The sequence below is a fragment of the Ruminococcus sp. AM31-15AC genome (assembly GCF_003462045.1).
Lineage (GTDB): Bacteria > Bacillota > Clostridia > Oscillospirales > Ruminococcaceae > Hominimerdicola > Hominimerdicola aceti.
The window spans coordinates 1-15646 of the sequence record NZ_QTYG01000005.1 but is presented as its reverse complement, the minus strand read 5'-3'; the positions used below and the strand labels follow the sequence as shown (position 1 = coordinate 15646).

The following is a 15646-nucleotide window of genomic DNA, read 5'->3' as shown; positions in this document are numbered from 1 at the left end:
GGAAAGGGATAACATGGCAGGCAGATCTGCGAAAAAGAAAAATTCGACAGCACCGCTTAAAAAGGCGGTAACGCTCATAGCGGTTTTTGTGGTGCTGCTTTTTACAGTGCTTGACCTGACAGGGTTAGTTTCTTTCGACAGCTTGCTTATCAAGGCAGGCGTTGAGGACAAGCCGGCGGAACACGCTCAGACAGAGGTGCATTTTATCGACGTTGGTCAGGGGGACAGCACCCTTGTGATATCACAAGGGGAGGCTATGCTCATTGACAGCGGCGATAAAGATGACAGTAATAAAATAGAAAAATATCTTGAAAAGCAGGGAGTGACAGAGTTAAAATATCTAATTGCCACCCACCCTCACGCTGACCATATTGGTGAAATGAGCGAGATAATAGACCGGTTTCAGGTGGATAAATTCATTATGCCGAAAGTCAAGGCTGATATGACGCCAACCACAACGATATATGAGAAAATGCTCAAAAGCATAAAGGCAAAGGGCTTGAAGATAACACAGGCAAAGCCTATGGAATTTGAGCTTGGAAGCTGTAAGGTGGAGCTTTTCACACCAAAAAAGGATTATGATGATCTCAATAACTATTCCACCCTTGTGAAGATAACAGACGGTGAAAACAGCTTTTTGATAACGGGGGATTGCGAGACCACTGAGGAGAAAGATATACTTTCTCAGGGTTATGACGTTTCTGCAAAGGTGCTTAAAGCAGGTCATCACGGCAGTTCCACTTCTTCGGGGGTCGATTTTCTTAACAAGGTCATGCCGAGATATGCTGTTATATCCTGCGGCAAGGGCAACAAGTATGGTCACCCACACGAGGAAACTGTCACAAGGCTGAAAAAATATGCTTCCCATTTGTATGTCACTGCAGATGTGGGAACGATAGTTTTCAGCTCAGATGGCGAGGGGCTGAGCGTTTCTGCTGAAAAGGGAGAAAAGTGATATGGAAGAGATTCTTATAGTTGACAGGATAGAAAACGGCTATGCCGTGTGCGAAACTGAGCAGGGAGAAAAAAAGGATATTCCGCTTTCTGAAACAAAAGACGTTCACGAGGGTGATGTGCTTATCTTAAAGGACTGCGTTTATATCCCGGATAAGGACAAAACAGAAGCAAGAAGAAAAAGGATACTCGCCCTACAGGAAAACCTGTGGGCTTGATTATATGCTGAGAGGTATAGATAGAAATGGAAAAAGATTTATTTACGCTTATCAATGAAAAGCTGTCAGGCTTGTCAAAGGGTCACAAGCTTATTGCAAACTACATTCTCTCCCACTATGACAAAGCGGCTTTTATGACGGCTCAGAAGCTTGGAAAAACCGTTGGTGTCAGCGAATCAACGGTGGTAAGATTTGCCTCAGAGCTTGGCTATGACGGCTATCCTGCCCTTCAAAAAGGCTTGCAGGAGCTTATGAGAAACAAGCTTACAACTGTTCAGAGAATAGAGGTCACTTCCGACCTTATGAGCAGTGACAACGTGCTTGAAAGGGTGCTCAATCTCGATATCGACAAGATAAGGCGTACTTTGGAGGAAACCTCAAAGGAGGACTTTAACAATGCCGTTGACACTATCGTATCCTGCAATACCCTTTACATAATGGGTACGAGAAGTGCAGCTTCTATCGCTTCGTTCCTTGCTTATTATTTGGGACTTATTTTCCCTCATGTAAAGCTCGTTCAGAGTACAACTACTTCTGAGCTTTTTGAAAAGATAATGAGAATAGACGAAAAGGACGCCATGATAGGCATTTCTTTCCCGAGGTATTCAAAGCAGACTGTCAAGGCTTTGAAGTATGCAAAGAGCAACGGTGCGAACGTTATAGCTATAACAGACTCAAAGGCTTCGCCTATCGCAAAGTATGCAGACAGCCTGCTTCTTGCAAGAAGCGATATGGCATCGTTCGTTGACTCTCTCGTTGCACCGCTGAGCCTTATAAATGCACTTATCGTTGCGGTATCAATAAGAAATATCGACAGAGTGTCCCAGACCTTTGAACGTCTTGAAAAGGTCTGGGCTGAGTATGACGTTTACGCAAAAAGCGAGGAAGATACACAGTGAGAAGATTTGACGCAGTTATAGCAGGCGCAGGTGCGGCAGGAATGTTCTGCGCTGTTCAGCTTGGCTGGCGTGGAAAGAGCGTGGCGGTTATCGAGCATAGCGGCTGTCAAGGCAGAAAACTCATGATAACAGGCAAGGGCAGGTGTAACGTCACAAACAACTGCACCGCTGACACTGTTATGAAAAATATTCCACGCAACAGCAAGTTCATGTATTCTGCACTGAGCAGATTTGCTCCAGAGGACGTTATAAGCTTCTTTGAGTGCCTTGGGGTGGAGCTAAAACTGAGCGTGGCAACAGGGTTTTCCCCGTGAGCGACAACGCAAAGGATATCGTAAAAGCACTTGTGAAAGCCTGCGAGGACAGTGGTGTGCAGTTTATCGACGATGAAGTGAAAGAGCTTATCATCAAGGACGGCAGAGCAGAGGGCTTTAAATGCGAGCATGGGGATTATTACGCAGACAGCGTTATCGTTGCAACTGGCGGAAAGTCCTATCCACGGACAGGCTCAACAGGCGACGGCTATAGGCTTGCGAAGTCTGTGGGGCATAAGGTCACGGCAATAACTCCGTCACTTTGCCCTGTGGTCACATATGAGCGTGAGGAATGTGCTTCTGCAATGGGGCTTTCCCTTAGAAACTGCACCTTGACGCTTCGTGAAGAGGACAGAGATAAACCACTTTTCCACGAGCTTGGGGAAATGCTTTTCACACACTTTGGTCTGAGCGGACCGCTTGTACTTTCGGCTTCGGCTCACCTTGGTGATATGAACAAGTCAAGGTATTATATGGATATCGACCTTAAACCTGCACTGAGCCATGAACAGCTTGACAGCAGGATACTTCGTGATTTCGGAGATTTTCCAAACAGAGATTTTCAGAACTCACTGGGCAAGCTGCTGCCTTCAAAGATAATACCCCTTATAATAAAAAGGTGTGGCATCGATCCTGAGAAAAAGGTCAATCAGATAACCCGTGAGGAGCGTGAAAGGCTTGTTTCCACAGTGAAAAAGCTAACGTTCACAGTGAAGTGTATGCGTCCTGTAGAGGAAGCTATCATAACCCGTGGAGGAGTTGATGTTTCACAGATAGACCCACGGTCAATGGAGTCAAAGCTGTGTAAAGGACTTTACTTTATCGGTGAGGTGCTTGACGTTGACGCTTATACAGGGGGCTTTAATTTGCAGATAGCGTTTTCCACGGCGTATAGCTGTGCGGATAAAATAGGATAAGGAGATTTTGATATGGGAATAAACGTGGCTCTCGACGGACCTTCCGGAGCAGGAAAGTCCACTATCGCAAAGGCGGTAGCGAAAAAGCTTGAATATGTATATGTAGACACAGGTGCGATGTACCGCTCTATAGCTTATTATGTTATAAGCAAGGGTGCAGACCTTTCTGACCCTGAGCAGATAAAACCCCTTCTTGGTGAGATATCCATAAAGCTTTGCTACACAGAAGCTGGGCAGAGAGTAATGCTCAATGACGAGGACGTTTCAGACAAAATAAGAACGCCTGAGATATCCATGGGTGCGTCAAAGGTGTCTGCTATACCTGAGGTAAGAGAATTTCTGCTTGAACTTCAGAAGAATATCGCAAAAGAAAACAACATCATCATGGACGGCAGAGATATCGGCACTGTGGTTTTGCCAAACGCTGACGTGAAGATATTCCTAACAGCCGCTCCAGAGGCAAGAGCAGAAAGACGTTTCAAGGAGCTTCAGGAAAAGGGCGACAAGTCTACATATGACGAGGTATTGCAGGATATAATCCAGCGTGACTATAACGATACACACAGAGAGATAGCACCGCTGAAAAAGGCTGATGACGCTGTTGAGGTGGACTCTACTGAGTTGACTCTTGAAGAGTCTGTTGAGGCTATCTACAAGGTAATAACCGACAAGACTAAAAAAAAAGAGCGTAAGATAAAAGAGATAATGCCTGTCAGACCTGTGAAAAAAGAACACAGGCTTGGTCATTTCCATATGTTTTGGTACACAGTGCTGAGATATATCGTTATCGGACTTTATCATCTGTATTTTAACATCACTTTCGAGGGTACGGAAAATATCCCAAAGGACGGTGGAAACATATTCGCTTCAAATCACAGAAGCTATCAGGACCCTGTTTTTATCGCACTGCCAACAAGAGTGCCGCTTTCTTATATGGCTAAGGAGGAGCTTTTTCATCAGAATGTGTTCTTCACTCTGCTTATAAAAGCGTTTGGAGCATTCCCTGTCACAAGAGGAAAGGGCGACACTCAGGTCATAGATACATCTATCGAAAAGCTTGAAAAGGGCAGAAACCTTGTCATATTCCCTGAGGGAACACGTTCAAAGGACGGCAAGGTAGGAAAGGGCAAAACAGGCGTTGCATTGGTGGCGGCTGTGGCTCAGGTGCCTGTGGTCCCTGTTGGTATCAATTTCGAGGGCAAGCTCAAATTCAGAAAGCGTGTAGTTGTAAGATTTGGCAAGCCTATAGTGCCTTGCGAGATAGGCGTTACAGCCACCGACCCTCATTCTCTTAGGACTATCAAGAACGAGATCATGAAAAATATCACGGAGCTGGTACATTAAATGTTAACAAAGTGTAAAATTTGCGTTGCAAAGACCGCAGGTTTCTGTTTTGGTGTAGACAGAGCCGTAAAAATAGTGTATAATGAATTAGATAACCGAAATAATGTTGTAACGTTAGGCCCAATCATTCACAATCCAAACGTAGTTTCTGACCTTGAAGCAAAAGGAGTTTACTCCACCGATGTGGATAAGGTCACGAAAGACCAGACAGTTGTTATCAGATCCCACGGTGTTGGACTGGACGTGTATGAAAAGCTTGCAAAGGTAGGTGCGGAAGTAATTGACGCTACCTGTCCCTTTGTGGCAAGGATACACAAGATAGCAGCCGAAAAATCGGGAGAGGGATACGTTATTCTTATCGCAGGTGATGAGGCTCACCCGGAAATAATGGGTATAAGAGGTCATTGCAGCGGAGAGAGTTATGTGTTCAGTTTATGTGACGATTTTGAAAATTTGGTGAAAGAGAAAGATTTTTCGTCAAAAAAGGTTGCAATTCTGGCTCAGACAACGTATAATAAGAATATGTGGAGAAAGTGCGAAGAGCTTTTTGAGAGGTATCTGCCTGAGGCTGTGGTGTATAACACCATATGCAGTGCCACTTCTGAAAGACAGAAGGAGGCGGCGGAGCTTGCGAAGGCTGCCGACATAATGATAATAGTCGGAGGGCTGCACAGCTCCAATACTCACAAGCTTAAAGCCATATGCGATGAATATTGCAAATGTTGGCTTGTAGAGGACGCCGAAGGACTGAGGGCATGTGATATTGACTTATCAGGTGCAAAATTTATCGGGATTTCTGCTGGTGCATCGACGCCGGCTTATATAATCAAGGAGGTACAACAGACCATGAGTGAAATGTTGAACAATGTTGACGAAGAATTTAATTTTGAGGAGGAACTGGAAAAGACTCTGAAAAAAATACATACGGGAATGAAGGTTGAGGGCATTGTCACCGATATCAATAACGGTGAAGTAGCCGTAGATATCGGAACAAAGCACACAGGCTATATTCCTGCATCTGAGCTTACAGATGATCCTACTAAGAAGCCAGAGGATATCGTAAAGGTAGGCGACAAGATCGATCTGATCGTTCTTAAGACAAATGACCAGGAGGGTATCGTTACACTTTCTAAGAAGAAGGTTGACGCAGTTCTTGGTTTCCAGAAGATAGTTGAGGCTAAGGAAGCTGACGCTACACTTACAGGTACAGTTACAAACGTTGTTAAGGGCGGTGTGCTCGTATCAGCTAACGGTGTTAAGGTATTTATCCCTGCTTCACAGGCAGCTCCAAGAAGAGATTTCGATCTTAACGATCTGCTCAAGCAGTCAGTAAGCTTCAAGATCCTTGAGGTAAACGAGGCTAAGCAGAGAGCAGTTGGTTCTATCCGTGCAGTTGCAAGAGAGGAAAGAGCAGCAGCTCAGGCTAAGTTCTTCGAGACAGCTCAGATCGGTTCTGAGGTTGAGGGTACAGTTAAGTCTATCACAGATTACGGCGTATTCGTAGATCTCGGTGGTGTTGACGGCCTTATCAGAAGAATGGATCTTTCTTGGAACAGGATCAAGCACCCTTCAGACGTTGTTTCTGTTGGCGATAAGATCACTGTTACTATCAAGGATATCGACAGCGAAACAAAGAAGGTTTCATTGACATATAAGAAGGCTTCAGAGAATCCATGGGAGATCTTCAAGGCTAACTATGAGGTAGGTCAGGTAGTTAAGGCTACTGTTGTTTCTATCACAAGCTTTGGTGCTTTTGCACAGATCATTGATGGTATCGACGGTCTTATCCATATCTCTCAGATCGCTAACCAGAGAGTAAACAATGTTGCAGATATCCTTTCTGTAGGTCAGGTAGTTGATTGCCAGATCACAGAGATAGATCTCGACAAGAAGAGGATCAGCCTGTCTATGAGAGCTTTGCTTCCTGCTGATGACGAGGCTTCTGAGGACGCTGAATAAGCAATAAAATTCATGGGGGCGAGTGATCGCCCTCGTTTTTTATTTTCAATGAAATAACGGCAGCTTTGTTCTGTCAAAAAATCCTTAGAAAAAACTAAAGATTTACCGAAAAGACTTAACTTTTTGATTCGTATGTGGTATAATAATATCAGATCAAATAAAGACGAAAGGTTAAATTTATGGATGAAATAAAAAACACGGCAGTGAAAAAACGCAAAAAGAAAAGATCCACTAATCCTGCTGTCAGAGTTCTCAAAATATTAGGCACAGCTTTGCTGTCGATATTCCTGATACTCATTATCACCTGTTCTATATTTGCAACAGTTCTGACTATTTACGTCCTTAACTTTGCAGATACCACAACAACTATCAGCCTTGATAAGACGGAAACAAGCAACATTTCGAGATTTTTGTCTGTCAACCCTGACTATGATGAAGATGATGAGGATTCACAGGAGTATGACCTTTATTATGCTCTGAAAAACAGCAATAAGCACGTTGTATGGGCTGATCTTGAGGATATCCCTCAGTATGTTCAGGACGCTTTTGTGTACACCGAGGACGAGAGATTTTATTCTCATGACGGCGTTGACTTTAAGAGAACGTTCGCTTCATTTGTCAATGTATTCATTCCGATATACGGCGGCAGACAGATAGGTGGTTCGACTATCACTCAGCAGACTATCAAGAACATCACGGGTGATGACTCCAGAGATTCTATCCATGGTATCGAGCGTAAGATACGAGAGATCTTCCGTTCTATCAACGTGGAAAAGACTTACACAAAGGAAGATATCCTCCAAAGCTATCTTAACCTTGTGCCGCTGACAACTCAGGAGTATGATATCATCGGAGTTCAGGCTGCTGCAAACTTCTATTTTGGCAAGGACGTAAAGGATCTTAACCTTGCTGAGGCAGCTTCACTTGCAGGTATGACAAGCTGGCCTGCTGCAAACAACCCATATGATAATATGAAAAACAACAAGCTCAGACAGAAGTATACGCTGGATCATATGCTCGATAACGGTGCAATTTCTGAGCAGGAATATAACGAAGCCCTCAACTATGAGCTAAAAATAACAGGCGACATAACCTACACAAGCTCAACTATCTATGAGGACGAAACAAAGGATCAGGGTCCGACATCTTATTTCATGGACGCTGCTATTAATCAGACTATACAGATAATCGCTGACTATTATGGCATTTCATGGGAGGACGCTTCCGCAAGACTTTATGACGGCGGATTTACTGCATATACCACTGTTGACAGAAGTATGCAGAAGAAGGTAGAAAAGGAAATGCAGAAGCAAAGTAATTTCACCACCTATGAAATGAACAAAAAGGACGATACTCTGTGGTCAGGCTTTATCGCCATGGACTATCAGGGCAATGTTAAGGCTATCGTCGGCGGACGTGATAAGAAAAAGGAGTCGAGAGTTTATAATATTGCTACTGATGCCAAACGTTCACCAGGTTCTTGTATCAAGCCTATTGCGTCATACGCTCCTGCATTGGATCAGGATCTTATGACATGGTCAACCCTGTTCACTGATGAGCCTATCACTATTAAGGTAAAGGGCAAGGACAAAAAGTGGCCTGTAAACTATTCTGAAACAGGCGACAGTGCAAACTGGTCTTATCAGCAGCTTACAACTGTAGAAATGCTCACAAGGTCGCTTAATACGCTTCCTGCGCAGCTTATCAAAAAAATGACACCTGCTTATTCCTATAACTTCCTTAAGGAAAAGCTTGACATCACCACGCTTGCTGACTCCGACGCTGACTATTCACCAGTAACTGTCGGCGGTCTTACAAATGGTACTAAGCTTGAGGAGCTTGTAGGCGCTTATATGATATTCGGCAATGGCGGTAAGAAGTATGACGTTACCTACGTTTCAAAGGTAGAGGACGCTGACGGAAACGCTATCTATGAAAAGAGCGACGGATACAAGCAGGCTATCAGCGAGTCTACCGCTTACGTTATGAACAGAATGATGCAGAATGTTATAACTCAGCAGGACGGTACCGGTAGATATGCTAAGCTAAACAATACTGACCTTGTTGGTAAGACAGGTACTTCATCTGACTGGTTTGACCTCTCTTTTGTAGGCTGTACTCCTGATTACGTTTCAGGTATCTGGATCGGTTATGAAAACCCTGCCACTATCCCTACGAACGAGTATCAGAATATCGGTGCGATTTGGAAGAACGTTTTTGGCGATATCGCTGAGAATGAGAAGCATAAGTCATTTGACAAGACTTTCAAAATGCCTGATACAGTTGAAAAGCTCACCTACTGCACAAAGACAGGTAAGCTTGCGTCAAATTCATGCTATAGCACGGCAACCGGATATTACAAGAAATCCAACGAGCCTGAGTATTGCAGCGGAAATCATTAAAATTAAAGCCTCCATAACTCTATGGAGGCTTTTTTGAAAGGAAATCATTATGGAAAATAAACTGCGAATGTGCGTTCCATGCCATTTTGGGCTTGAAAGCGTGCTTGCATATGAGATAAAAAAGATAGGCGGTGAAAATCTTACCACAACTGACGGCAAGATAAGCTTTGAAGGTGGCTTTGACGTGCTTGCAAAGGCAAATCTTTGGATCGCCACAGGAGAGCGTGTACTTATCGAGCTTGGCAGCTTTAGAGCAGAAAGCTTTGAACAGCTTTTTGACGGCGTTATGAAGCTTCCGCTGGAGGACTTTATCGGCAGGGAGGACGCTTTCCCTGTTAAGGGTCATGCCCTTAATTCAAAGCTTCATTCTATCCCTGATTGTCAGAAGATAATCAAAAAAGCCTGCGTTAAAAGACTTGAAAAAGCCTATGGCATAAGCTTTTTTGAGGAAACTGCGGCGAAACATCAGATACAGTTTGCTATCCATAAGGACATTGCGACTATCTATCTTGATACATCAGGTGTAGGACTTCACAAGCGTGGCTACAGAAGAAATTCCAACGACGCACCTATCAAGGAAACACTTGCCGCAGGTATAGTTGACCTTGCAAGAGTTCGTGCGGACTCAGTTGTGGTGGATCCTATGTGTGGTTCAGGTACATTTCTTATTGAGTCGGCATACAAGGCACTGAAAGTTGCACCTGGTCTGAGAAGAAATTTTGCGGCAGAGCAGTGGTCACAGATACCTGAAACAGCGTGGCGCAATGCAAGAGCCGAGGCTATGGACGCTATCGACAGGCAGGGTGCATTCAAGGCGTTTGGCTTTGATGTTGATGATATAGCGGTTGAGCTTACAAGAAACAACGCTAAAAAGGCAGGAGTAGGCTCAAAGCTTACAGTAAAACAGCAGGATATCTCAAAATACAGCCAGATAGAGGGTTCGATAACAATTGTCAATCCCCCATATGGCGAGCGTATGCTTGAAATAAAGGAAGCCGAGGAGCTTTATAAGAAAATGGGACAAAGACTTTGCCCGTCAAAGGAGAACCCATGCTATATAATCTCTCCACATGAGGAGTTTGAGGTGTTTTTCGGCAAAAAGGCTGACAAAAAGCGCAAGCTTTACAACGGCATGATAAAATGTAATCTGTATATGTATTTCAAGTGAGGTGCGTGGTGGGTTTGAAATTATCAGAACTTGACGGAATCGTATTCGATATGGACGGCGTTATTTTCGACAGCGAAGTAATAGGTCTTGAAAGCTGGGAGCACCTTGGAAAGAAATATGGTCTGACCAACGTTCACGAAAATGCTATGAAGTGCATTGGCAGAAGCACTGTTGATACAATGGCTATCCTAGAAGCCGCATATGGTGACAAAGTGTCAATACCCGAACTTTATGACGAAGCAAAAGCCATTTGTGCTGATATTATCGCTGAGCGTGGTTTGCCTCTGAAAAGCGGAGCAAGGGAGTTGCTTTCTTATCTTAAAGAGTGTGATATAAAGGTAGGACTTGCTTCATCAACGTCTTACAAAGGGGTTATCAAAAATCTAAAGGGAGCAGGTCTGCTTGATTATTTTCATGTGATTATTGGCGGAGATATGATAAAACATTCAAAGCCACAGCCTGAGATATATTTACTTGCTTGCGAGAAGCTGGGAGTAAGGCCAGAGAAAACTGTTGCTGTAGAGGACTCTTACAATGGCATAAAGGCGGCTTACAATGCGAAGATGATACCAATAATGGTGCCGGATCTTATTGCACCGACAGATGAGATATTGTCAATGGTGTACAAGAAAATGGACAGTTTGGACGCTGTGCTTGAATATTTTAAAGCATAAACAAAACCCCTCGGCTTATCACCGAGGGGCTTTGTTTTGAGTATGATGAAATAAATGCAATGTACTCGTCAAATCCTCCGCGCCCTACTCTAAAAAAACAGACCATGCAAGGAATTTCCATCCCAGCAGGAGCGAATAGACTTTTCTTTGGCAAACCCTTACGAAAAGAAACACCGTCCTACTCTACCAAAGTAACGGTGTTTCCTTTCACTAAATCTTTGGGAGAAACCGCTTAGCCAATAGGCTTATGCAGTACCCTTTTGTCATTTTCATTATATCACAATGCTAATAAAAAGTCAAGAGCTATAAGTAATCGGCTATTTCAACTTCCGTGTTGATGTTAACAAACATTTCACAATCAAAAAGATTTTACTTCTACAAAACACCCCCCTTGAAATTACATATAAATAATGCTATACTAAGCTTATTACAAAATTAGACAGAGGTGATCAAGTGCTCGCTGTTTGTATGACGCTGATCGACGATGATGATAAATCAGAGTTCAGAAAAATATATGACTCTCTTGAAAGAAAATTGTTCGTATTCTCAATGTCAAAGTTACATAATAATGCCTTGGCGGAGGAAGCTGTTTCTGAAACATTTTTGGCGTTAGCAGAAAATTTCAAAAAAATTCATAGTTTAGAACCAGCCGAAATAGTCGCTTATACAGTTATTATTAATAGGAACGTGTGTATCGATATTCTTGCAAAAGAAAACAAACACAGTATCAATGTTCAGATAGATGATAAAATTAAAGAGATATCTGAAGACTGCGACCACTTTGAACAGCTTATTGTTGCTGATATGGTCGAAAAGCTACCTGATATTTATCGTGACGTTATTATGATGAAATATTTCTATGGCTTTAAGGTCAAGGAAATATCAAAGCAGTTGCATTTATCTGTTGGCGGAGTAAAATCAAGACTTGAAAAAGCTCGAAAAATACTCAGAAAGGATATAAACGACGATGAGTGATACACGATTAGAATTAAAAAAGCTTGTACCTTTGTATTGCGACGAACTAAATAGCCTAGATCTGTCATTGTACGAAAATTATGAGTTTTCTAAGGACTATCTGAACAAAAAAGAAAAGCTCATAAAGAACCAAAGCCGCATCTATTATCCGCTTATCAAAACCATAGGACGAAGGATCGCTTCTGCCATAATTGTGGCAGCCATTATGGGTACAATGACTGTTGCCGCCTATGCACCTGCAAGAAATGCAGTAAGGAATTTCTTCCTGCAAATTTTCAATGATCACACCGTTGTATCTGTTCAACATGATAGCAAAGATATAGGCGATCACAAAAGCAAGATAGAAAAGCAATATAGTATTACTGTTCCAGAAGGCTTTGTTTTAGATGAAAGCGAAAGTGTTTCAACTGACAACTACATCGAATTATGCTATTATTCAGATGATAAGAAAAAGAGCATATATTTCGACCAATATACAGCGGATTCTTATTCTTCATATTATGACAATGAACGTGGTCATTTCAAATTCTCATCAGATAAATTTGGAAATAAGTTTATGATATACAAATGATGATTTCATTAATATTTTGTGGGATAATGGCGAATATATATTTAGTTTAAGTGGTGAAATATCTGAATCAGAAATAATGGATATCTACTATTCTGTAGAATAAGAATTAATAGTGCATGGTGTGATTCTGTACACTATTTTTATGCAATAATAATAAAAACAAGTACGTGCAATTGTGAAAACATACAAACTTATGTATTTCAATCAGCCATTTTCACTGCTTTTTCGGTTTATATAATTGAAAGCTGCTGAGTCCAATGAAGATGTGAATATTTATTATGCACAATTCTCCGTTGCAATAATTGTGTGATATGATGAAGTTAAAATACTCTGCAACAAAACTTAAAGAAAATTACACTTGTATTGAGAAAGGACGTTTAATATGAAAAAGATCGTTAAGAGAATCGCAGCTATGGGTGCTGCTGTTATGATGATGAGCTCTATGGCTATTGGGGCTAGTGCGTATGAAGCCATAAAATACGGCAGAGCAGTTGGTGGTTCTGGCTCAAATGCTTATATTTCATGTTTTGTAACAGGAATAAGAACAAATTCAACTGTAGCTGGTCAAGCTTGGACTAGGACATCAAGTAACAATAACAATGTTTACAATCCAAATTGTAAATACAGCGGTTATGTTTATGCAAGTGCCTCTGTTGGTGGTACTGGTTGTGGATCATCTCACTCTGACACAGGTAAAATTGAGCATTCGTTTGGGTTAAAAGGTTGTACATCTTCAAAGTTAGTAAAAACTGTACATATTTATAATGATAAGGTACATGGCAATTACAGCACAACGCTTTCCGTTGATAGTCAATAATAGAACTTGAGTGTGAATTATGAAAACTAAAATTATTATCGCAACAGCCGCAGTTATAATTGCCGCAGTTGCAGTTACACTTTTCATTTCTCTTGGCACAAAATCCGATAAGGCGGTTTCTCCTGAAAAGGGTCAACAAGAACTTTCTGCTTCTCCCACAAACCTTTTGTGTCCTGAAGCTTCTTCTACTGCATTTGCAAACAATTTTGTGTATTACAAAACCTATGACGGCATTGCAGAATATGATATCGAATCCGACAGCCTTGCAATGATAAAGGTCAAGCTTCAAGAGTATTCAAACTTGTCCTGCTATACCATATATGACGGCGTTATATACGCTGTAAGGTCAGTGTATAATTCTGCTACGCAAAAAGAAGATTACAGCATTGTCACAGTGGATTACAACAGCGGTGAAGTCACGGAAGTGTATTCTGCACCAAAGGACAGCATATTAGGCTGTATGTCTATGGACAAAGACGGAGATATCTATTTTGTTGAGGGCAAATACAAAAAGAGCGAGACCGACGAGAACGGATTCAGCACAGGCTATTCGCTATATAAATACGCTCTCAAAAACTCTGACAAAAGCGAGATAACAAAAGCCAATACCTATTACATAAGCGACGGCAAGCTTTATTTTACAAGGCTTTGCCCAAAGACGGATACAGTCCGCCTATTTATAGCTCCACTTTCAGACCCTCAGAACGTCAAGGATACAGGCATTGATGTTGGCTCTCAGATAAGCGAAAATACGCCGTACATGTATTATCCGGCCGACGGAGATGTGTATTACTCTAATGGCGAAAACAAGCTGTATAGGTATAATGAGGATAATGAAAAAAGTGACACAGTTTGCACTTTTAAAGACAAATCTTTTGTAAGATATTTTCAGTATTTCAATAACACTATGATAGTGCTTGTTCGTGAGCCAAATGATAATGGCAAAATGTATCAGTATGTGCTTTATTATCTTGATAACGATAATAAACCGCAGAAGATAATTGATGATGCTAAGCTCAATGAAAAGTATTTTTACGGCTATGAGTATATCGACTATATGACGATATTCAATAACTGTGAGGATTATTTCCTTCTTTCGACCTATAATCCCGACGCTGATACAGCCGCTTATCTTGTGGATAAAGATTTTAAACTGCACAAGTTTATTTCAAACGGCGAATGGGATTATGATACATATGCGGAGATACAGGCAGGAATGTAGGAACTTGATATTTGAGGTGTGACGATATGAAACTTCTCAGATTTATGATAAGAAAAGATATGGCGAAGTCAGCTTTGATAAGCTTATTGCTGGCTTTGCTTTCCTGTGCCTTTTTGATATCTGTACTCAGACCTTCTTATGCTTATGGTGAAAAATACATGACCTATCTTAAAAGCGGCTCGGAAGCCGTAAGCCAAGGCGCTCAAAAGCTTGCTGATGAGCAAAACTCCCTTAATAATGAGATAAACGACTATCAAAATAACCACAACACGGGCGGTGTAAAGCAGGCTGAATTGCCTGTGGAGCTTGAGGAAAAGATAATAGATTTTTCTCAGAAAAATTCTCAGGCTGGTGTGGGTCTTGACAGTATGTTTTCTCTTATTGAGGGGCAGCTTTACGCTCAGCAAAACTCTTTGAAGCTCATATCCGAGCGTGTGAGAGGTTACAGCCGAAATGCAAGGCGTGGCGTTACTGATGAGTATTCTTTAAAGCTGTCAAACAAACTTATAGAAGACTATGATTCCGTTATAACAGCGCTTGAAAAATCTGATAAGATCATTGACACCAGAGCCGCTGACGGCTTTGAAAACTATATGTCATCTGAAATACTCATACCATTCGGTGTTTATCTGCTCCTTTTCAGCATATTTTCATCAGAGATACAAAGCAGCAGGATAAAAAGCTTTGGAATAACCAAAACGGGCGTGAGGAAATTCTCACTTTTCAAGCTTTGTACCGGCTTTGTTGCTGTAATAATTCTTGTTTTGATAATTTACACTGTGGATATTATAACTCTTTTTATTTACGATACAAACGGCTTTAAACTTGATATGCCATTGCAATATCTGAGCGGTTTTGAACTTAGCTCAGCGAATATGAGCTTTAGCGGATATGTGGTTGCAGTATTTGCCGCAAAGCTTGTTTATGCGCTTTTCACCGCAAGTATTGTTATGTTTCTTTCAATGCTTTGCAGAAAGACCATACTTGCAGGAGCTGTCTGTCTTGTGCCAATATTTGTACCATTATATCTGAAAACCACAAGTCTTTCCAATCCTGCCGTTGACATTTTAACAGGCAATTACACCAATATGCTCAATGAAACGGGTTATATGAATTTTTGGGGAATACCTGCACGAGAATACGTTGTTTATTTTGCTATTATGTTCATCATGACCGCAGTTTTTGCTGCAGGGACATATCTTCTTGCTGAAA

14 protein-coding genes and 1 pseudogene are annotated in these 15646 nt (G+C 41.7%); all 15 read left to right on the top strand.

Annotation, left to right across the window (positions count from 1 at the left end; all coding sequences use genetic code 11):
• Positions 1–13: 13 nt before the first annotated feature.
• Complete coding sequence (locus DW793_RS02400; RefSeq protein ID WP_118156961.1) at positions 14–955, top strand: ComEC/Rec2 family competence protein; 942 nt, start codon at positions 14–16, stop codon at positions 953–955.
• Position 956: 1 nt separating this feature from the next.
• The gene (locus DW793_RS02395) at positions 957–1172 is read left to right on the top strand and encodes a DUF3006 domain-containing protein (RefSeq protein ID WP_118156960.1); all 216 of its coding nucleotides are present in this window, start codon (positions 957–959) and stop codon (positions 1170–1172) included.
• Positions 1173–1198: 26 nt separating this feature from the next.
• Complete coding sequence (locus DW793_RS02390) at positions 1199–2071, top strand: MurR/RpiR family transcriptional regulator (protein WP_022287306.1); 873 nt, start codon at positions 1199–1201, stop codon at positions 2069–2071.
• Between the two features lie 41 nt (positions 2072–2112).
• Positions 2113–3302 (top strand): annotated as a pseudogene (locus DW793_RS02385) (NAD(P)/FAD-dependent oxidoreductase).
• Between the two features lie 12 nt (positions 3303–3314).
• Positions 3315–4646, top strand: coding sequence for a (d)CMP kinase (cmk, locus tag DW793_RS15800; RefSeq protein ID WP_118156959.1), 1332 nt, complete (start codon positions 3315–3317; stop codon positions 4644–4646).
• Positions 4647–6605 (top strand): bifunctional 4-hydroxy-3-methylbut-2-enyl diphosphate reductase/30S ribosomal protein S1, encoded by a 1959-nt coding sequence (locus DW793_RS02375; protein WP_118156958.1) that lies wholly within the window; start codon positions 4647–4649, stop codon positions 6603–6605. It begins immediately after the preceding gene.
• Positions 6606–6784: 179 nt separating this feature from the next.
• Positions 6785–9007, top strand: coding sequence for a transglycosylase domain-containing protein (locus tag DW793_RS02370; protein WP_117876189.1), 2223 nt, complete (start codon positions 6785–6787; stop codon positions 9005–9007).
• Between the two features lie 49 nt (positions 9008–9056).
• Positions 9057–10175, top strand: a complete 1119-nt coding sequence (locus DW793_RS02365; RefSeq protein WP_118156957.1) for a THUMP domain-containing class I SAM-dependent RNA methyltransferase — start codon at positions 9057–9059, stop codon at positions 10173–10175.
• A gap of 14 nt (positions 10176–10189) precedes the next feature.
• Complete coding sequence (locus tag DW793_RS02360) at positions 10190–10849, top strand: HAD family hydrolase (protein ID WP_252969623.1); 660 nt, start codon at positions 10190–10192, stop codon at positions 10847–10849.
• A gap of 453 nt (positions 10850–11302) precedes the next feature.
• Positions 11303–11824, top strand: coding sequence for an RNA polymerase sigma factor (locus DW793_RS02355; protein WP_118156956.1), 522 nt, complete (start codon positions 11303–11305; stop codon positions 11822–11824).
• Positions 11825–11891: 67 nt separating this feature from the next.
• Positions 11892–12395 (top strand): hypothetical protein, encoded by a 504-nt coding sequence (locus tag DW793_RS02350; protein WP_147342151.1) that lies wholly within the window; start codon positions 11892–11894, stop codon positions 12393–12395.
• 16 nt (positions 12396–12411) lie between these two features.
• Positions 12412–12498, top strand: a complete 87-nt coding sequence (locus tag DW793_RS15795; RefSeq protein ID WP_390624608.1) for a hypothetical protein — start codon at positions 12412–12414, stop codon at positions 12496–12498.
• Between the two features lie 279 nt (positions 12499–12777).
• Positions 12778–13212 carry a hypothetical protein gene (locus tag DW793_RS02340; RefSeq protein ID WP_022287689.1) on the top strand — a complete coding sequence of 145 codons (435 nt, stop codon included), beginning with the start codon at positions 12778–12780 and terminating at the stop codon, positions 13210–13212.
• Positions 13213–13231: 19 nt separating this feature from the next.
• On the top strand, positions 13232–14434 hold the full coding sequence (locus tag DW793_RS02335) for a hypothetical protein (RefSeq protein WP_118156953.1): 1203 nt from the start codon (positions 13232–13234) through the stop codon (positions 14432–14434).
• A gap of 26 nt (positions 14435–14460) precedes the next feature.
• Positions 14461–15646: hypothetical protein (locus tag DW793_RS02330; protein WP_147342150.1), on the top strand; the 1186-nt coding region annotated here is incomplete at its 3' end.